Below are 18,415 nucleotides of genomic sequence, written 5' to 3' on the forward strand. Positions count from 1 at the left end.
ATCACTTCCTGTGCCCTATCATTGTTCGTACCCTTGTGCGAATAACGGTTTAAGGCGTGTTATTAATTTTATGAAATGCGCTTGAGAATTTGTTCAGCCGTGTACTCATTAGTGATCAACGAATTAATCAGTTTGCCTTTCAAAGCGCTTGTTATAGCAGTCACTTTTTCTGGGCCAGCCGCAATACCAAAGACAGGCTTATTGGTGTTAAGTTTTAGTGGCGCACTCAGTAAGCACTGAGTTAGCGTATTATTAATAAGCTTACCGTTTTTGTCATAAAGCCAACTTACCACCTCACCTGCCACGCCAGCATCTTGAAATGATTGCAATTGTTTAGGCTCAATAAAACCATCCATAAGTAATGGTGAGTTTTGTGTCATATGGCCAATTCCCACGAAAGTCGCATCGGCATTCGCAGCTAAATGAAAGATATTTTTAACCGGTGCTAAATTGTGCAATAAGTGTTTTTCGGCTTGCGTTTGCGCGAGTAAAGGTAAAGGCAGCGGGAAGTGTTGAGCGTTCACGCGATTGGCCATACTGACCACAATATCAAATTTCGAAGCTGAGCCATCTTGCATCATATTGCCCACGATCGAGACCAATTTATGCTGCTCACATTTCATAGTGGATAATTCATCAATACACGCTTTTAACGAACGCCCTGTACCAAAGGCAAGTATTTTAGGCTGTTTTGATTTTAAGTAACGTTCAAGAATTTTTGCGCCACTTTGGGCAAGACCATGAGTAGAATTTATATCAGTAGGATCACTCGGTGCAATTTCACATTCAACTAAATTAAATGTACTTTTTAGTTGCTCTGCCAGTTCCATACAACGTGTAATGGGATGATCTAATCGAACTTTGATTAAGCCTTCACTGACAGCAAGCGCTACCAATCGCTGCGCAGATTGCCGTGATACATCTAACTTTTGCGCAATCTCGTCTTGCGTATTTTTGGCAACATAGTAAAGCCACGCTGCACGAGCTGCATCTTCTAATTTTTTTAGTTCGCTGTTTGATTTTTGGTTCATAATGATGACTCGTGTGTAAGTGTTGGATAGGTTGTAAAAAACGAGCGCCAATGTGACAGTAACGCCACATCTGGAAAGTTTATATGCACATGATTAACGCCTTTATCTAAATGCTTGCCGCCAAAATAATGCATAACCTGCATATTTGCACTTATTGCAGCCTGGATACCTGCACTGCTATCTTCAATCACCAAACAGTTTTGCGGTAACACGCCCATCTGTTGTGCTGCGTGTAAAAATAGATCGGGTGCGGGCTTACCAACGCTCACCTCTTCACTGGTAAAAATATTTTTAAAAAAAGCATCAAATCCAACTACATTTAAGGCTTTTTGTGTTCTTAGTAAACTACTGCTGGTCGCAATACAAAATGGAACATTAAGGTTTAAAAGTATATTTTTGATACCGGCTGTTGGTTGTAATTGCTCAGCAAACAAGGTAACTAGCGCATGTCGATAATCGCTTTCAAACTGCTCTGGCACGCTCACGCCAAAAGTAAACGCTATCTTTTCACTCACCGATTTAAAACTACAGCCTAAAAAGTGCTGCTGAACATAATGCATGTCTATATTGATATTTAATTCACTTAACATGCGTATTAATACGCGAGCACTTAGCACCTCGCTATCAATAACAACACCGTCACAATCAAAAATCACTAGTTCTACACTGTCAGTCATTTGCCACCTTTCTATGCACTTAATTTCAAATCTCACCATTTGGGCATTAGCCCTACTGATGAGCATATTCCCTCTTGAGTAATGGAATGTCAATAAAAAGTGAATGAGAAATGCACCATAATGATGATTAAAGACTGACATAGAGGCGGAAATTCTAACTTTTCAAACGAGTTACACACTGTTGTTAGACATAGGTCTAATAAGACTTTATACAGAATTGGAAAAAACCAATCCAAAATACAAATCATATCAATCCAATTAATCAATTTTACCGAAGTTAATAAAGTTAATACACTTATTAACAGTTAAACAGCCTGCACCACTGCTGGCACTTTTAAAATAGATGAGGTCGACAATGAACACTCAAATAAACAAAACAAATAAAACTAAATTAACGCTTAGTGCATTAGCACTTGCAATGGCATTACCGGCAAGTGCAGCGACAACACTGACTAAAGACAACGGCGCGGCTGTTGGCGACAACCAAAATTCAATGACTGCTGGCGAGCGCGGCAGTGTATTGTTAGAAGACGTACAACTAATTCAAAAACTACAACGCTTTGCACGTGAGCGTATTCCTGAGCGTGTAGTACATGCTCGCGGTACAGGCGCACACGGTGTGTTTGTTGCATCAAAAGAACTAAATGATTTAACAATTGCAGCCCCTTTTACACAAGCGGGTAAAGAAACAGACGTATTTGTTCGCTTTTCATCGGTAATTCACTCAAAAGGCAGTCCAGAAACACTGCGCGACCCACGTGGCTTTGCGACTAAATTTTATACCGAACAAGGTAACTGGGATTTAGTGGGTAATAACCTGCCGGTATTCTTTATTCGTGATGCGATTAAATTCCCAGACATGGTTCACTCTTTAAAGCCATCGCCTGTAGATAATATTCAAGATCCTAATCGTTTTTTTGATTTTTTCTCGTATGAACCAGGTTCTACTCACATGTTAACGTGGGTTTACAGCGACTACGGTACACCAGCAAGTCTGCGTAAAATGGATGGTTGGGGCGTACATGCATACAAAATGATTAATAAAGCTGGTGATGTTAAGTATGTTAAGTTTCATTGGGTAAGCCAGCAAGGTATTGATAACCTTGATTCAAAAGAAGTTGCTAAGGTACAAAGTCAAAACTTTCAGCATCTAACACAAGATTTATACACCGAAGTTAATAAAGGCAACTTCCCAAAATGGGATCTCTATATTAAAACGCTTGACCCATCGCAGCTTGATGACTTTGATTACAACCCATTAGATGCAACCAAAATGTGGTTAGATATTAAAGAAACCAAAGTAGGAACAATGACCTTAAACCGTATGCCAACTAACTTCTTCCAATCGACGGAACAAGTAGCAATGGCACCGGCAAATGTCATTCCAGGTATTGAGCCATCTGAAGATCGTTTATTACAAGGTCGTGTGTTTTCGTACTCAGATACTCAAATGTACCGCTTAGGTGCTAACCACCAGCAACTGCCAATTAACCGTGCAAGAGTGGCAGTGGTTAACTACAACCAAGACGGCGCAATGAATATTGGCAACACAACAAGCAATGTGAATTACCAACCAAGCCACGAAAACGTAGCTGAAAACCCAATTGCACGCAGAAGCCAAACAGAGCTTAAAGGCTTTGTACAGCAAGCGGCGATTAAAAAGCAGCAAAACTTCGCGCAAGCGGGTGTTTTGTATCGTGGCTTTAGCAAACAAGAACGTACAAACTTAGTTAATAACCTAGCAGGCGATTTAGGAAAAGTGCAAAACAGCAAAGTTAAACACAAAATGCTTAGCCACTTTTACAAAGCTGATAGTGAGTACGGTACACGCTTAACTAAAGCTGTAAACGGCGATATTAAAATGGTTAAACAACTTGCAGCTAACTTATAAGCAACTAGTTAAAAGCAATTAGTCCCAACTAAATAGCTATTTAAACCACAACCATGAGGGAGGGAAAACCCCTTCCTCCTTTTATACAAGGCAATGGTTATGCGTAATTTATTAATTATAGTCGCTCTACTGCTAAGCTTTACCAGTAGCGTTTACGCTCAAAATACACCAGATATACAAATAACGAGTACACAAACTAAAAACCAACACTCTGCACAAGCCCAATACCAAAGCTTATTTGCTTATTACTTTGCCGCAGCACGCACCAACGACATAGACGTAATAGAGCAATTTGTAGATGCAGGTATTCCTATCGACAGCTACAACAATAAAGGCTATACCGCATTAATGATTGCTACTTATCACGGTAATAAAAACACGGTTAACATGCTTTTGCAGTTAGGCGCCAATGCCTGTTTAGAAGATAACCGAGGCAACACAGCGCTAATGGCCGCTATTTTTAGAGGTGAATTTAGTATAGCTAAAACACTCGTATCACTTGATTGCGATAACGCGCATCAAAACAAAGCAGGCCAAACAGCCGAGCAATTTGCACAAACATTTGGTCAACAAAAAGTTATAGAGTTACTAGCGCAGGTAAATAATGCAAAATAATCTGCACGCAACAAAAAGCCCTAAAATAATAGGGCTTTTGATTTACTAAATATATGTTCAAATTAAACGTACTTACTCTAAAAACAGTGTGTTTATTAAGCTTTCTTGTTCTTTTCCAGCTTCATGTTTTAATGCTCGTATAAAATCCATAGAATTGGCGGGACTGTTTGGATAACCATGATTTTTCCAAACCAACTTGAGCGCATTAATAATGGGTTCATCCCCAATAGCAGCGCGTAGCTTAGCAAAGACAATGGTTGCTCGCGAATATTGGTCAAAGCTTTGTGTAGCATCAACTAAGGCTGATCGCTCCTTTATGTTCATCAGCATACTTTGCTCATAGCGTGTTGTTTCATACTCAACCAGCGCTTGCATTGTTGCTTTCCCATAACGCTGCTCTATAACAACAAGCTCAATATACTTTGCCATAGACTCCACTAAAAAAGCGCTATCTGAAAATACCCCATTACCAATATCATGGCCAAACCATTGATGCGCGGTTTCATGAACTGCACGGCGATAGCGTTGATCAAAGCCTGCATTAGCGCTTGGCTTTGATCTAAAACCAACACTGTCTTCAATAAATATAAGTTGCGGCAATGCATAACCTGTAGCACCAACACTAGGCGAGCCTATTAAACTCAATTGTTTTGCTCTATAAGGGCTTATATTATTAAGCCATTTTATTGTATCGCCCATTGCGCTAAGGTTTACAGCTATAGACTCCGCTCGTGCTGGCTCGTTTTTATCTTTAGCAAACACGTTTAATATCACGCCATTTTGCTGTTTGGTAACAGGGGAATAAGGCACCGTCACCCAAGCTGGGATTGCATTTATGGGTGTACGAGTCTCAAAATGAAATATTTCGCGGTCATCTTTGCTGGTACGTGATATTTCCTCTCCTTGGGTTATAACCTGATAACCCCTTGTTGTACTCACTTTACTCGACATAGTAAGCCACTGGTAATGAGTACTTGCTTTCGCCGTTTTAGCAAATAGCTTCGTGGATCTAATCACCGACTCCACTTTAAGTGCGTGTTGCTGACGAAGTATAGGATCGGTTAATTCATAATTATCTTGATAGCCAACAGTCGGCAATAAAGGCACTGATCGTATATAGCTAAATTCAGGGGTTATTATCTGATGGCCTCTTACTGGCCAAAGCTTAGCTTGATGAACATCAAACCGTGTAACTAGTTTACGTATTTCTCCTGGCAGTATTTCATTCTCAAACTTAAACACAGCTTGATTAAGTAATGGAAAGCTTTTAGCCCTTTGCGCACCATCGATTTCAATATCGGCCCATTTATAAAAACCAGAGCGCCCAACCAATATCTCTTTAATAGGGGCTTGATGGGTGTTTTTTAAGGTATATATTAAGGAAAAATGAGCTTGCTGCTGATGCGGATAAAAGTCTACATTAGCATCAATGTGCACAATGTTTGGCTGTGCTACATTGCGCCATTGTGAGAATGCTTTTTCGTATTGTGCTTTAAAAGCCTCGCGCTTATGCGAGTTAGTTAAAGGTTTTTCATCCACCAGCTTTAAGTGCAATTGAGTAAATAGTGCCACAGTGATAAGTAAAGGAATAAGTAACCAAAAATGTTTAACCCCCATTACTCTTCGGCTCAACCCGGCACCTCGGTGATTAAAAACCCCCATAATTATAACTAAACTTATACACGCCATTGACCAAACTAATACATAAGGCCAATAACTACTTATACTTGCACGATAACCCCAAAAGTTATCAGGTGCCTGCAAAGGCGTCCAAGCAACACTCCACAATGTATGCGTAAGACCAAGATAAGTCATTATCGGTGTAAATTTGATAAGTAAAATAACAGCAATTAGAAAACCCGCAATAAGCTGCGAACGACACAAATTAAATACACACAAAAATACACACGCAACAATGGCAAGCACAATTGCCATCAAAAATAAAATGGTTAAATGTACTTCAAATTGATATGCACTGTGTAAAAACCACTGAGCTGCACTTGCCCCTAATAAGCTCATTGTTAAAAAAACCAATATCATAGTGCCTAGGACCAATAGCTGACTGTTTAAAAAGTAATATGTTTTGAGCGGTGTAGCAGCGATCAGCTCAGCTATATTATAGTATTTAGCAAAGCAGCTTACTTGCCAGCTCCACAAAGCCATTAATAAAGTGCCAAACAACAATTGCATATCAAATGCATAATAGCTAATTGCATCAAGGCTTGTGGTGCTCATAACACTCATTGGTTCAACATAACCAGACGACGAGGCAACACTATTAAAAACCATCACCGGCCAAACAAAAATAATCAGTAAAGTAACAGGGTGTGAAACCAAATTAACCAGCGTAGTTTTGTATAAACTAGCCATCATCAAAAATGGCTTTTGCGTGACTCTCGCTGTTTTATATTCAGCGGGTTCTAACGTGTTGTAGCGAACGCATTCGTTAGTATTTTTACCTTTTTGACTCTTTAATAATGTGTGTTTTTTATTTTTACTAAAAGTAATATAAAAAACACCAACAGCAAGCATACTCACAACAACGCGATTAATAGCAAATGAAGCTCCTAATGAATTGGTTAAACTGTTTATTACGGCTGTGTATGCAAAAGGGTCAAGCCAAACAAATAATGTATAAAAGCGATTACTTATAATACTACTTCCAGCAAGCAATGGATTTCCGGTAATACTTGCAAGCATTATGTAGCCTATCCACAACACCGCAAAAACAACATAATTGGGCAATGAAGTCGTTGATTTATGGCAAACAAAAAAGGCAACAACAACTAAAAAGCAGCTATTTGGTAACAACACTAAAAAGCTATTAAATACAGTAAAAGAAACCATATTTGGTATATAGCCCAATTGCCTTACTTGCATGTATATCATTACTAAATCACTGATTAAACTAATAATAAAAACCAAGCAAATCAGTAAGCATACTCTTGCTAAACTGCGCTTAAATAAGCTAGTTTGCGTAGCATAAATAAGCTCCTGCATTGACGCGTGCTGATCTCGTAAAAATATAACGGGCGCCAATACTCCTACAAGCACAGGTAACTGCATCATTTGTAGCATTGTAATATTTAACTTAAATTGTTTTAATGAATTAACTTCAACTGCTGCAAGCCCAGAGGACAACATAATCGCAAATACTAAAGGGATAATAATGCACAGCCAAACAAGTGGTTGGCGCACTGCATATCGCCACTCATTAAAAATTAACATGTTTGACTTCCTTCATTGAGTGCAAAAAAGTACTTGTCTTGAAGCGTAGCGGGCGAGTTTATTGCATTTTGTGCAGGCGCTGTGTCTGCATACACACGAAATGACGCTCTACCATAGCGATGGCTCTTACTTAATACATGCTGATTTGGTATGCCCGTAGGTAAACTTTCGAGCTGCCAAATCTTACCTTCTAAAGGAACTAGTAACTCTTTTACGTCACCGCTTTGTATGAGTGCTCCTTGATCTATAATGGCCACGTAGTGACATAAATTTTCTACATCTTCAACAATATGGGTCGATAACAATACCAACCTATTTTGACTAATACTAACGAGTAAATTGTTTAAACTTTCTCGCTCCACGGGATCAAGCCCAGCAGTGGGTTCATCCATAATAATTAGTTTTGGGTTACCTAACAAAGCCTGAGCCACGCCAAAACGCTGCTTCATTCCTCCCGAAAAATTAACGACCTTTTTATTAGCAAACTGAGTCAGATTGGTTAGCTCAAGTAAACTATTAATTTGGTTTTTGCGTGCATTACCATCTATGCCTTTTAATACGGCAATATGCTCAAGTAGCGCCCGACAACTCATATTGGGATACACGCCAAAATATTGTGGTAAATAGCCTAGCTGCGATCTAAGCGCATCTGGTTGGCTAATCACATCAAGGCCATTAAAGTTAATATGTCCTGAGTCGGCATTTTGTAAACACGCGAGTGTGCGCATAAGTGTTGATTTACCCGCCCCATTAGGGCCAAGTAGACCGACCATACCGGCGGGTAGAGTGATCGTCACATCATTCAAAGCCTGCGTACCATCTGCGTATTTTTTGTTGATATTTTTCAGTGTAAGCATTAGTTTCATCCTTAATTGGTATAGCACCAGCTTAAGAAAGCAAGTCAATACAAGCGAGAAAATAATGGTTAACGTATTGAAATAAATGATGAACATAAAAAAGTAACGTTGGTCATTTAAATATGACCTTTCATCATTTAAATAAACGGCCTAGTATGCTTAAAACGGTTACTAACCCTATGAAATAAAATAATTATTTTAAAAATAAATTATGATTGAAACAATTTTATGGATAAACTAGCGCGCTCAGCGTAGTGAATTGTGCAAAGGTAATGTTTAAAATAAAAAGACAATTTTATCTAAGCGTATCTGTTCAGAAACTATAATAAAAATGGAGTCACATATGCAGCAAGCCAATACACCAATATGGCAACGCTTTAGCATTGCCCAGCTAATAATTTTTTTACCGCTAATTGCTGCTATTATGCTCGACTCTCATATACGCTTTTTGTCATCACATATGAATTCAACGAGCCAATATCTGGCTATTAACATTCAACTTTTTTTACAGTGTATTCCCTTTTTTATTGCCCATGCGTTTGCATATCGTTTATTACTTACACCCGCAATCATAGTTTGGCTGTCAGGCTTTTTAGCCTATCCATCTCTCTTGCTAGTATTTAATAACCAGCTTCTTAACTTTTCGCAATGGCAATACCTTGATGCACAATGTTGGGTATTGTGCGCATCTGCAAGTGGTGTATGGCTTATTACTAAACGCACTAATAAAAATAACAATGTGTTGAGTAATAAATGGCTTAAATCCTTGTTTTCACTTGATACAGTCGTGTTTATAGTACTTTTAGCTTGGGCAATTGTTACATCAAGCATACTCAATACGCACACTGATCCTATGCTAAACCAGCCTATTGAGCCTGTTATTGACGTTTATAAAGTATTCACACAGTTTGATACTTTTTTGGGTTACCTTTGGCAAATTACTGTTAGTGCCGGATTAGTATATGGAGTGTATTTATTAAATAGATATTTATTAATACGCTACGTATTAACCTATCATGGCGTACTGATGTTTTTGTTTGCAAGTTTAATAAGCCTCGTTGCACTTACACCTGTATTAACATCGTGCTTGCTACTGTTACCTATTAACGATTTACCCTCAGGCATTGCTAACTTAACACCAGGCGGTAATGATAATATTTTCAGCCCTGAAAATTATCAGTTTGTATTTTTATTTTTGGCTATAAGCACACCGATTATTTTAGCGTTTGAACGACAGCAACAACACGTTCAAATTAGCAACATTGCCCAGCAACAAACAAAAACAGAGCTAAAGCTACTTCAACAGCAAATTAACCCTCATTTTTTATTTAATACATTAAACAACCTTTACGCACTGACATTAAAAAAAGCAGATAATGCACCAGATCTTGTTATGCAATTAGCTAACTTACTGCGTTACAGTGTTTATGAAGGCCAAAAAGCACAGGTGAGTTTAAAAAAAGAAATTAATTATTTAAAAGGTTTTATTGCATTGCAGCGTTTACGAAGTGCTGAGCGCTGCAACTTTGATGTGCAATGGCCTGAATATCAACAACACTATTTAATTTCGCCACTACTGTTAATAATGATTTTAGAAAACGCGATAAAGCATGGTGTAGAGCCCACGTCACAAAAAGTAACGGTTGTGTTTAAAATCACCATGGCCGATAACATACTAACGCTATTTTCCTCTAACCCTATTCTACCTAATAACAATTCAGAGCATGGGGTGGGACTTAACAATTTACGCCGTAGGCTGACTCTTTTATATCCAAATAAGCACACATTAATTATTAATGAAAATAAAAATCTTTGGCAAACCACACTTAAATTGGAGCTGGCTGCATGTTAAACACAATAATTGTTGATGATGAGCCGCTCGCGCATGACGTTATACTGCATCATTTAAGTGCCCATAAAGATATTAATATAAGCGGACAATACCTTAACGCTAAAGATGCATTATGTGCTTTAGCCACATCATCTATTGATTTGTTATTTTTAGACATAAACATGCCCGAACTATCAGGCATTGCATTACTAAAAGTGCTCGCGAATCGACCACAAGTGATTATTATTAGTGCGTATCAAGAATATGCTTTAGCCGGTTTTGAACTTGACGTAACTGACTACCTACTAAAACCAGTCTCTGCGCAACGCCTTGAACAAGCACTCAATAAAGTACGGAAAAAAAGAAAACACATAACGCTAAATCCCAAGGCACCTCTGACTATTACGCTTAAAATCGATCGTGAAAAACATAAAATTCAATTAAGCGACATAGACATGTTTGAAGCGTATGGAAATTATGTAAAAGTATGGCAAGGTGAAAAAGCATTACTTGCAAGCTGTACTCTCAAATACATATTGCAGGAACTTGATACTTCATTTATTCAAGTCCACAAATCTTACGTTATTAACAAACACAAAGTGGTTGCGTTAAGTAATGAAAGCGTTCAACTAGCATCAGGCGTGTCAGTTAAAATTGGCAAGTCATTTAAACAACAAGTGCGCGACATTATTTAATCTGAGATCTTATTTTATGTTTATCTAAAACATAACTTTAAGCTTTTCCCTAACAACGACTCTAGACTTTAGCACTTAACCTTTGTGGCTTTTCTCGCGTTACAAAGTAGCAAATTAGCGAGCCCACTGTTACCAGCACAACCCCTTGCCAAAACGAAGCACTCAGCGTAATAGATAAATACAACGCCGAAATAATAGTAGAAAACACCGGTGTAAAGTACGAAAGCGTTCCCAACAGCATTAAGTTACCGCCAATAATAGCTTGATTCCACAGTGCATAACCGCTCCCCACGACTACACCAGCTAATAATAACGTCATGCTTGAGCCCAGTGAAAACGTTAACTGTGATTCATTACTAAAACCATATTGCGCCCACAAACTCATTGCCGTAACAGCAAAAAATAACGTAATGGCATTTTTACCATCACTCAGCTTTTGCGTTACCACACAATAAATAGCCCATATAAACGCTGCAGCTAATGCCATTAAATAAGTAGCAGGATTATCAGCAAAGTTAGTAACAAGCGTATCGAGTGACATTTTTTGATCGCCCGTAATACACCAAGCAACGCCTAAAAAAGCAATGATCATGCTTGGGTAAACCCAGTAACTTACTGTTTTACGACCAATAATAATAGAGAGTAATATTGTCAGCGTGGGCCATAAATAATTAATAACCGCCATTTCCATTGCCTGATGACGACTATTTGCCATACCAATAGAAAGCGCCAAACAAATTTCGTACGCTACAAATAATAAAGTACCTACTACCAAGTGACGTTTTGAAAACCCACTAAACTTGGGCACTCCCATAACCAAAATTAAAAATATCGCACTGACAGAATACATAGCCGCCGCACCGCCAATGGGGCTAAACAACTCAGAAATGTCCCGAAGTAATGCAACTAAGCAACTCCACAGTAATATGGCCGCGACTCCATATAGTGTATATTTATTTTTGCATATAAAATCCATTTTCCAATCCAAAAGTACTGCTCGTAAATTTGAAACTAAACTAACAGTAATTTTTAAATAAAACAACCAAAGTCAATAGCTTAAGTCTCTCGTCTATTTTTTAATATTTTGCCTTTCTAATAATTGTTTTAACGCTAAATACTTTAGTAACATGGCCTATTGTTTTTAGATATTAATATACTTGAGCTATTCAGTACTGCACTTTAAACTGATCTCATAGTTATGATGTAATTCGTGGTTTTTGTAATAATTAGGATGAGTCCATCCTAATTATTCTACTTCATATGCGCTTCAACCTAGGGGCTGTTGATAATTAATATAAATTAAAAAAAGCACTTATTAAATAAATCACGCATGAGAGTAAAAGGGAGCCAGCATATGCCAAAGCTATCGCTTGATCGTTTTCGATTTTAGTTCTAAAAAAATACTTTTCGCAAGTTCCGAGTACATTTATTACAACTAAAAATGTAGCTATCTGACTTAGCCAAAAATAATTACTAAATAGAGGGATCAGAGGACTGATTAATACATAAACAACGAGCACCTTAAAAGCAATCGATGTATTTTTAAGCGAAAGTAAAATTGTTGCATTTACAAATAAAACAACAAGACTTGCCGAAAAAAATGTAATAATTGGCCACGCTACAGGCTCTGGTAACGATAAAAAGGCATCAAATGACTCACTTACATTGTCCAAAGAAGGTAAGCTGATAAGTGAAGAAATAAAACTAATTATTCCAAAAATTATAAACCAGCAAATTACCCCTGAAAAAAAATAGCTAGGAGAAAACTTAGTATACCCTTTACGTTCTGCTAATTTTACAAAAAGAACACCTACTAAATTAATTCCACCAAAAACCAACAAAGCGTGCATAAAATCATTAGTATAAAAAACACTCATCGCAACCGTAGCTGCTATAAAAATACTTGGTCTTACAACACTTTTTATATACAAATAAACAAACACTGGCTGAATTACCAGCATAATAATTGCTAGAACACTTAATTCCATAAACTTTCCCTTACTCCTAATAGCCCTATAAAATCACGAAAAACTTTCGTTTAAACTTTAGCCAAGATTAAAAACATTACTACCATATTAAAACCCATACAGCTTGATCAACTATCCTCACTTAAGCATATTTAATAGTGCTCTTAAAGGTGATATTTGGTATGCCTTGAAGTTTTATTTAACTTTTTAATATAAAACTAAAGGTTTATCTTTTGCAAATAGGTTTTAAGCTTTAATAAGCCCGACTCGAGCTCAAACTTTTGTATTTTAATGTTTTTAAACTTAAACCCGTTTGATATGTGAGTATTAATCATCGTCGCCATACCTTCAAAGCCCGCAGGGGCACTTGCGACTAAATCGCTCAATAATGGTTGAATAAGCACTCGATGCTCTTCAATTTTGGTTGGGTCCTCGTAAATATCGTATACAAGGTTAGTTAGTGTTTGTTGGTGTTGTTGTTCCATAATAATTCTAAAACGCCTTAAGCTTGGCGTTTATAGCTCCTTTATATTTCAATGAAATCTGTCGTGTTAATATCAATTTAACTAAAATCGCATTCTATTGTTCTGAATCGATAGATATTCCCGCTTCTTGTATTTGTTTTTTTAATATAGCTTCTTTACTTTCAGTATAATTGCTTCCATCTAAAAAGCGTTTCTGTTCAGCTGCCTTTTCAAAATCACCTAACTCCGTATATATCAAATAGAGAGCTTCATGAGTTCTGTTTACTCTCATTTTTTCCTCTTCAATCCCCTGGTTTTCATTTAAATATTGATTATATAAAGCAATCGATCTATGCAGATTCTGGGTAACAAAACGCCCCGACTCATACACAAAAGCTAATGCTAAAATCCCATCAGGATCGCCATTTTCAGCATGCCTTTGAGCTTCAGTGATATAACGGCTTCCATCATTTGTATGTAAACTTATGACTTCTAGCGCCTGCCAATAGCCCATTTCATATGCTTTTTCGCACCATTTTTCAAGCTGTCCAGGCGCATACATCAGGCTTTTTTGACATTGCTGCATTACTATGTTTTTAGATAACTTAGGATCATTAATGTCATGCTTTGGAAATAAAGTTCCAGCAAATGAATAGGAGCATAGTATAAGTGTAATAAAAGTAGAAATTAACTTTTTCATCACTATAAACCTTTTACTATCGAGGTATTTTCAGGCAAGTGTACTTGGTAAGTTTTTACTGCAGTTTGAGATGGAAAACCTTCTCGAGAAAAATATTGTTTTTTAAGGTTATCCTTTTCATCAGAATAACCCTTACAACTTCTTTGTGAGTAACAAGCAGTTCCACCAATAAAGTCAATGAATCTAAGTTTTAGCGTACCTTCCATTTTCACAAGTGTATCAAGACCTTCTTGATAACCAGTTGATCTAACAGCTATTGGGATGGGTGTCACTGTAGTTTTGTAGTATACAAGGTTGATCAATGCTTGTTGGTGCTGTTGTTCCATAATAATTCTAAAACGCCTTAAGTTTGGCGTTTATAGCTCCTTTGTGTATCAGTTTTTATTCAATGATTTATTTTTAATCAAAATTTCTTTTTTAGCTAACTCTAATAAATCAACAGCTTGTTCTTTATCATAAGCTAAGGGGCTGTGCTCAATAACATATTGTGCATGCTCATTTACTGCAAGCCAATCCTGCTGCGATTTATATAAGTTTGCCAATTTAAAGTGCGCAGCTGCAACTAACGAATTTGGCAATTCTGCATCTAATGCTAAAAATTCTTTGTAAAGGGCAATAGCATAATTAATATCTTGCTCCACAAACATACCACTACCATATAACCAAGCTAAAGTTGAATAAGCTTTTGGCTCTTTTGCCGCAACCCGCTTTTTGGCCTCCTTTAATAATCGAGTTCCATCTCCAGTGTGAAGGCTTAGTGTTACCAATGCCTTCCAGTATCCCATTTCATAAGCTTTTTCACACCACTCCTCGAGATACTCAGGCGCGTTAATTAAGCTTTTATGGCACTGCTCTGCGGCAGCTGTCACAGTCAAATCTGGGGCATTTATATCTATTGAATTATCCCATCGAGGGCCAGCGGCATTACTAATTAAGCTAAAAATAAACAGTGCACTAATTAATAAATACTTTATCACGTCACATTGCTCTAATTTAAATTGATTCTGACTGCGCCTAGGTAACACTCTTAATAACAGCTTTAATTATATTGCTTGCGTTTCTAAAGCTAAATACAAGTGTAAACTCACAAATTACTTTCTTTCAATGATGTTTCAGCCTCATCTCGCCATCTCTGTGCAAGCTCATTACGACCTTCTCTTTTTGCATTATCAATTACATATTGAGTATGAGTTATTACTTTATCCCACATACCCAGCTTTCTATAAATTGTGGCTAACTCAAAATGTGTAGAAGTTTTAAGTGTAATTGCTTGGTTATTTTCTTGATCTAGATAAAGCTGATATAAGTGTGCAGCTTCACTTAAATCTTTTTTAACTAAACGGCCGCTTTGGTATAACCAAGCTAATGTGTTAATAGCATTAGCGTCACCTTGTTCAATTCGAGTATTTAATTCATCTAAATAACGAGAACCATCCCCAGTGTGCATACCAATATAATACAAGGACTCCAAGTGGCCCATTTCGTAAGCTTTTTCACACCATTCTTCTAATTTGTTAGGTGCATGCATATAGCTTTTTTCGCATTGCTTAGCTGCAATTTCAACGGTTAAGTTCGGATCATTAATATCAATATTCGGAAACATAGATGCTTTAGCATCCGTAAAAGTAAAAAAACTAATTGCTAACACAAGTGTCACTAGTGCTTTTACCATTGGAATGATCCATCATTATTAATTCGTTTTTCAGGTAGGTGAACTTGAAAAGATTTAACTGTACTTTCATACGGAAAGCCCTCTTTGTAGAAGTATTGTTCTTTCAAGGCCTCTTGTTGGCTAGACATACCCCTACATGGCCTGTCGCTGTAACAAGATAAGCCACCAATAAAATCAATAAAACGAACATTTTGAATACCGTGCTCTTTAATTAAAGAATCAATACCTATTTGATACTTTAAATTCTTAACTGCGTGCCATCGACTCATAAAAGCAACAATTTTATTCTGCTTAGATCTCTTGAGGATTGTAGCTAAATTGTAAGCCCAAAGATCGTTTCTAAACGTATGCGCATCAAAACACTTCCCAGTCACGGCTTTTGTCGATGGGCATACACTATCCATTACTTCCATAGTTTCTACAGAAACATCCAATGCAACTATCTTCATTCCTGCATTGCGTGCCGCCTTTACCAGCTCACCATAGGCTTGAGGAGTAAAATCACCATGTGTCCAATATTTATCAAAATATTGCTGTATTATATTAAAGCCTTTACCTGTTCGTTGATAAAATTCTATTTTTTCCTGCATCGAGCTAGGCAGCATTTCTATAGCAAAATGTGTAAAACCCGCAGCCTTTAACTGCCTAATAGCTTTTATAGCCTCATATTTATAGCCAGCAGCACTATGGCTCGATTCGCCAAGCATCACTAAACGAGCATTACCGGCCATTGTTCTATAATTTACATCCGTGTTTATTTTATTCATTACCTATCCTTGTTTTTATTTAAATTTTCAAAACACCATCTATAAAATTCAATAGCGTCATTATTTTCAGAGCTGTAGGGAGCAACTGCATATTCGTAGCTCATTGCAAATAAAAGCTCTTGCACAGTGAAATTACACACTTCTCTTTTTGAATAACATTCCTTAACTCCACGCCATAATTGCATTGCGCGACTTACGTAGTCATCACCCCACTTTTCTTTAAATTGCTTGCTGGGGTTGTTTTTTAGCGTAAATGAAGCAACGTCTTGAAGTGTTAAATTTGTGATATTTATACATACCATAATGAACAGCTAATTTTCAGGTGACTTGCAATACAAATTTTCTAGGGCTGCAATCAGCGACCGATCCGGCACTAAGAAATGTACCGAAACTAGATGCAGAATAGATGAGTCCACAATAAAATTTATTTCTCCATCGGGTATTCTGTACTCATACTTGGATATGACTTTATTTTCCTCATGAAATAAATAATTTTTTTCATTACATATAGGACAAATTTCTATATGGCGTCTTTTATTAATTACCTCTGTCTTATCTAGAGCATCCAAAAACCATTTCAAAAAAACTTCCATCTCTGAATTTGATTTAAACTCAGTACTCATTAAATCTAAATTGATTTTACGATCATTTGGCTTATGTGAAATCACTCACAGCTCCTTATTAATAACGAGCCATGCATTAAGCACAGCTCATTTTGCCTATAAATTCACTTCCGAAGACAGAAAATCATAAAAAAACAACCCTTCTTCCTCATGTTCATCAAAAATCTCTTTACCTGCAAGCATATAAGCTTTTAACAGTGAATTTTTACTACTATCTTTATCCCCAAGTTGGTAATAACATTGCCCTATTCTAAAGTGGATAAATGCATTTTCATTTGCTTCAGGATAATTTAAGGCGTCCAATAAAGAGTCTAAAGACTTTTCATATTCATCAGTCATGTAAAAACTATCACCAATCGAAACTTTGAGCCAAAGTACTTCATTCCAATCTTCATTAGGGTCAACGATTAAATCAAGCGCTTTTTGCCAAATGGCTATAGCGCCTAAAAAATCGTCTTCATCGAACAAGTCATTACCTTGTTCGCAATACCGCTCTATTTGATCATGAATATCCATTATTTATACTCACTATAGAAAGTTTTATACTTCTTCGGCTGACTAACAAAGCAGCGCCCTTTAGATATTGTATTCGCTTTATCAAACCATACTTTTGCTAACTCTAACTCACCTTGCTCAAAATATATGGCTCCCCTTAAGAATATAGGTCCATCTTGATACGGCTTTAAATTTCCAAATTCAAAAAGTTCATCCAAAATAGCATGAGCTTCTTTATGAAGCTCTAACTCCTTATACATTTCACAAATTCCAGAAACAAAGCTGAGAGTTACGTCCCAGTCAAATTTAGGCTCAGGTAATAACTCCCATGCTTTTTCAGCAATACTTTGAGCTTCATTTAATTTATTTTCATCAAGCTTTTTAAATGCTTCAATAAATAACTCATTAATCTCATCATGTAATTCTGGTGGTAAACTTTTCATATAAAAACCTATTTTGAAGGGGGTTTATAACCTTCTTTTAATTTTGCTCCCGCGGAGCGATTTAAACTGTAATGGTCTAGAGTATAATTATTTGAATCCAACATCCACTCCCGAACTTCTTTAGATTTAGCACCATGTTTTCGTCCAGTCGTATTCCAGTATTTTACCGCGTCCATTGGTTCATGCGCCATATCAGCTTCAGATAAAGGGTACCATTCACCATCACTTGCTTGGAAAACCTCGCCTTTTCGCGTGTTTTTTATTTTACCTTTATCGCGTAGTCTTTGAATTACTTCTTTACCTGTTTTTGATTTTTTACAACGGAAATAAACTAGAGAAATAAACTAGACACCCACTCTAAATTAGCAAGCAAAGCTGTGTCACTAGATTTATTTTTTTAGGTTAATAATTTATTTTTTAAGACTGCGTTACTTCTTATCATCTACTAAATAAGCCAAT

The 18,415-nt window shown here is 36.9% G+C and carries 20 protein-coding genes; 4 read left to right on the top strand and 16 right to left on the bottom strand.

Annotated features, from left to right (window positions below; genetic code table 11):
• Nucleotides 1-68: 68 nt before the first annotated feature.
• The gene (locus CWB66_RS08505; RefSeq protein WP_138585029.1) at nucleotides 69-1,031 is read right to left on the bottom strand and encodes a sugar-binding transcriptional regulator; all 963 of its coding nucleotides are present in this window, start codon (nucleotides 1,029-1,031) and stop codon (nucleotides 69-71) included.
• Nucleotides 1,028-1,708, bottom strand: coding sequence for an HAD family hydrolase (locus tag CWB66_RS08510; protein WP_138585030.1), 681 nt, complete (start codon nucleotides 1,706-1,708; stop codon nucleotides 1,028-1,030). The genes CWB66_RS08505 and CWB66_RS08510 overlap by 4 nt, the downstream gene beginning before the upstream one ends.
• A gap of 355 nt (nucleotides 1,709-2,063) precedes the next feature.
• Here CWB66_RS08510 and CWB66_RS08515 point away from each other — a divergent pair, with 355 nt between their 5' ends.
• Both CWB66_RS08515 and CWB66_RS08520 read left to right on the top strand, forming a co-directional pair.
• Complete coding sequence (locus tag CWB66_RS08515) at nucleotides 2,064-3,599, top strand: catalase (RefSeq protein ID WP_138585031.1); 1,536 nt, start codon at nucleotides 2,064-2,066, stop codon at nucleotides 3,597-3,599.
• Between the two features lie 99 nt (nucleotides 3,600-3,698).
• The gene (locus CWB66_RS08520; RefSeq protein ID WP_138585032.1) at nucleotides 3,699-4,214 is read left to right on the top strand and encodes an ankyrin repeat domain-containing protein; all 516 of its coding nucleotides are present in this window, start codon (nucleotides 3,699-3,701) and stop codon (nucleotides 4,212-4,214) included.
• Nucleotides 4,215-4,286: 72 nt separating this feature from the next.
• On the opposite strand, the gene CWB66_RS08525 is transcribed toward CWB66_RS08520, so the two are convergent.
• Both CWB66_RS08525 and CWB66_RS08530 read right to left on the bottom strand, forming a co-directional pair.
• Nucleotides 4,287-7,442: a M1 family aminopeptidase gene (locus tag CWB66_RS08525; RefSeq protein WP_138585033.1), complete on the bottom strand. Its 3,156-nt coding sequence runs from the start codon at nucleotides 7,440-7,442 to the stop codon at nucleotides 4,287-4,289.
• Nucleotides 7,436-8,299, bottom strand: a complete 864-nt coding sequence (locus CWB66_RS08530) for an ABC transporter ATP-binding protein (protein ID WP_024593255.1) — start codon at nucleotides 8,297-8,299, stop codon at nucleotides 7,436-7,438. The genes CWB66_RS08525 and CWB66_RS08530 overlap by 7 nt, the downstream gene beginning before the upstream one ends.
• A gap of 343 nt (nucleotides 8,300-8,642) precedes the next feature.
• On the opposite strand from CWB66_RS08530, the gene CWB66_RS08535 reads away from it, so the two are divergent.
• Entirely contained in the window at nucleotides 8,643-10,151 is a 1,509-nt protein-coding gene (locus tag CWB66_RS08535; protein ID WP_138585034.1) for a sensor histidine kinase, read from the top strand.
• Nucleotides 10,145-10,825, top strand: coding sequence for a LytR/AlgR family response regulator transcription factor (locus CWB66_RS08540; protein ID WP_138585035.1), 681 nt, complete (start codon nucleotides 10,145-10,147; stop codon nucleotides 10,823-10,825). The genes CWB66_RS08535 and CWB66_RS08540 overlap by 7 nt, the downstream gene beginning before the upstream one ends.
• Nucleotides 10,826-10,886: 61 nt before the next feature.
• On the opposite strand, the gene yddG is transcribed toward CWB66_RS08540, so the two are convergent.
• From yddG to CWB66_RS08600, 12 genes are all read right to left on the bottom strand, one after another.
• Nucleotides 10,887-11,801, bottom strand: a complete 915-nt coding sequence (gene yddG, locus CWB66_RS08545) for an aromatic amino acid DMT transporter YddG (RefSeq protein ID WP_138585036.1) — start codon at nucleotides 11,799-11,801, stop codon at nucleotides 10,887-10,889.
• A gap of 313 nt (nucleotides 11,802-12,114) precedes the next feature.
• Nucleotides 12,115-12,813 (bottom strand): hypothetical protein, encoded by a 699-nt coding sequence (locus tag CWB66_RS08550; RefSeq protein WP_138585037.1) that lies wholly within the window; start codon nucleotides 12,811-12,813, stop codon nucleotides 12,115-12,117.
• A 197-nt stretch (nucleotides 12,814-13,010) separates the two neighbouring features.
• A complete protein-coding gene (locus CWB66_RS08555) occupies nucleotides 13,011-13,277 on the bottom strand; it encodes a hypothetical protein (RefSeq protein ID WP_138585038.1) in 267 nt (88 codons plus the stop codon).
• 94 nt (nucleotides 13,278-13,371) lie between these two features.
• Entirely contained in the window at nucleotides 13,372-13,956 is a 585-nt protein-coding gene (locus CWB66_RS08560) for an SEL1-like repeat protein (RefSeq protein ID WP_138585039.1), read from the bottom strand.
• Nucleotides 13,957-13,958: 2 nt separating this feature from the next.
• Nucleotides 13,959-14,282 (bottom strand): hypothetical protein, encoded by a 324-nt coding sequence (locus CWB66_RS08565; protein ID WP_212747812.1) that lies wholly within the window; start codon nucleotides 14,280-14,282, stop codon nucleotides 13,959-13,961.
• A gap of 48 nt (nucleotides 14,283-14,330) precedes the next feature.
• Nucleotides 14,331-14,933 carry a hypothetical protein gene (locus CWB66_RS08570; protein WP_138585040.1) on the bottom strand — a complete coding sequence of 201 codons (603 nt, stop codon included), beginning with the start codon at nucleotides 14,931-14,933 and terminating at the stop codon, nucleotides 14,331-14,333.
• A gap of 107 nt (nucleotides 14,934-15,040) precedes the next feature.
• Nucleotides 15,041-15,628 carry an SEL1-like repeat protein gene (locus tag CWB66_RS08575; RefSeq protein ID WP_138585041.1) on the bottom strand — a complete coding sequence of 196 codons (588 nt, stop codon included), beginning with the start codon at nucleotides 15,626-15,628 and terminating at the stop codon, nucleotides 15,041-15,043.
• Complete coding sequence (locus CWB66_RS08580) at nucleotides 15,622-16,395, bottom strand: ChaN family lipoprotein (protein WP_138585043.1); 774 nt, start codon at nucleotides 16,393-16,395, stop codon at nucleotides 15,622-15,624. The genes CWB66_RS08575 and CWB66_RS08580 overlap by 7 nt, the downstream gene beginning before the upstream one ends.
• On the bottom strand, nucleotides 16,395-16,697 hold the full coding sequence (locus CWB66_RS08585) for a hypothetical protein (RefSeq protein WP_138585044.1): 303 nt from the start codon (nucleotides 16,695-16,697) through the stop codon (nucleotides 16,395-16,397). The genes CWB66_RS08580 and CWB66_RS08585 overlap by 1 nt, the downstream gene beginning before the upstream one ends.
• Nucleotides 16,698-16,706: 9 nt before the next feature.
• Nucleotides 16,707-17,063, bottom strand: coding sequence for a hypothetical protein (locus CWB66_RS08590; protein ID WP_138585045.1), 357 nt, complete (start codon nucleotides 17,061-17,063; stop codon nucleotides 16,707-16,709).
• A 51-nt stretch (nucleotides 17,064-17,114) separates the two neighbouring features.
• Complete coding sequence (locus CWB66_RS08595) at nucleotides 17,115-17,534, bottom strand: tetratricopeptide repeat protein (protein WP_138585046.1); 420 nt, start codon at nucleotides 17,532-17,534, stop codon at nucleotides 17,115-17,117.
• Entirely contained in the window at nucleotides 17,534-17,956 is a 423-nt protein-coding gene (locus CWB66_RS08600; protein ID WP_138585048.1) for a hypothetical protein, read from the bottom strand. Before CWB66_RS08600 ends, CWB66_RS08595 begins: the two co-directional genes overlap by 1 nt.
• Nucleotides 17,957-18,415: the final 459 nt, after the last annotated feature.

Source organism: Pseudoalteromonas sp. S558 (assembly GCF_005886635.1).
GTDB lineage: Bacteria > Pseudomonadota > Gammaproteobacteria > Enterobacterales > Alteromonadaceae > Pseudoalteromonas > Pseudoalteromonas aliena.

Bases quoted from the DNA above. Each gene is read 5' to 3' on its own strand.
- CWB66_RS08505 (WP_138585029.1), bottom strand. From the start codon at position 1,031: ATGAACCAAAAATCAAACAGCGAACTAAAAAAATTAGAAGATGCAGCT.
- CWB66_RS08510 (WP_138585030.1), bottom strand. From the start codon at position 1,708: ATGACTGACAGTGTAGAACTAGTGATTTTTGATTGTGACGGTGTTGTT.
- CWB66_RS08515 (WP_138585031.1), top strand. From the start codon at position 2,064: ATGAACACTCAAATAAACAAAACAAATAAAACTAAATTAACGCTTAGT.
- CWB66_RS08520 (WP_138585032.1), top strand. From the start codon at position 3,699: ATGCGTAATTTATTAATTATAGTCGCTCTACTGCTAAGCTTTACCAGT.
- CWB66_RS08525 (WP_138585033.1), bottom strand. From the start codon at position 7,442: ATGTTAATTTTTAATGAGTGGCGATATGCAGTGCGCCAACCACTTGTT.
- CWB66_RS08530 (WP_024593255.1), bottom strand. From the start codon at position 8,299: ATGCTTACACTGAAAAATATCAACAAAAAATACGCAGATGGTACGCAG.
- CWB66_RS08535 (WP_138585034.1), top strand. From the start codon at position 8,643: ATGCAGCAAGCCAATACACCAATATGGCAACGCTTTAGCATTGCCCAG.
- CWB66_RS08540 (WP_138585035.1), top strand. From the start codon at position 10,145: ATGTTAAACACAATAATTGTTGATGATGAGCCGCTCGCGCATGACGTT.
- yddG (WP_138585036.1), bottom strand. From the start codon at position 11,801: ATGGATTTTATATGCAAAAATAAATATACACTATATGGAGTCGCGGCC.
- CWB66_RS08550 (WP_138585037.1), bottom strand. From the start codon at position 12,813: ATGGAATTAAGTGTTCTAGCAATTATTATGCTGGTAATTCAGCCAGTG.
- CWB66_RS08555 (WP_138585038.1), bottom strand. From the start codon at position 13,277: ATGGAACAACAACACCAACAAACACTAACTAACCTTGTATACGATATT.
- CWB66_RS08560 (WP_138585039.1), bottom strand. From the start codon at position 13,956: ATGAAAAAGTTAATTTCTACTTTTATTACACTTATACTATGCTCCTAT.
- CWB66_RS08565 (WP_212747812.1), bottom strand. From the start codon at position 14,282: ATGGAACAACAGCACCAACAAGCATTGATCAACCTTGTATACTACAAA.
- CWB66_RS08575 (WP_138585041.1), bottom strand. From the start codon at position 15,628: ATGGTAAAAGCACTAGTGACACTTGTGTTAGCAATTAGTTTTTTTACT.
- CWB66_RS08580 (WP_138585043.1), bottom strand. From the start codon at position 16,395: ATGAATAAAATAAACACGGATGTAAATTATAGAACAATGGCCGGTAAT.
- CWB66_RS08585 (WP_138585044.1), bottom strand. From the start codon at position 16,697: ATGGTATGTATAAATATCACAAATTTAACACTTCAAGACGTTGCTTCA.
- CWB66_RS08595 (WP_138585046.1), bottom strand. From the start codon at position 17,534: ATGGATATTCATGATCAAATAGAGCGGTATTGCGAACAAGGTAATGAC.
- CWB66_RS08600 (WP_138585048.1), bottom strand. From the start codon at position 17,956: ATGAAAAGTTTACCACCAGAATTACATGATGAGATTAATGAGTTATTT.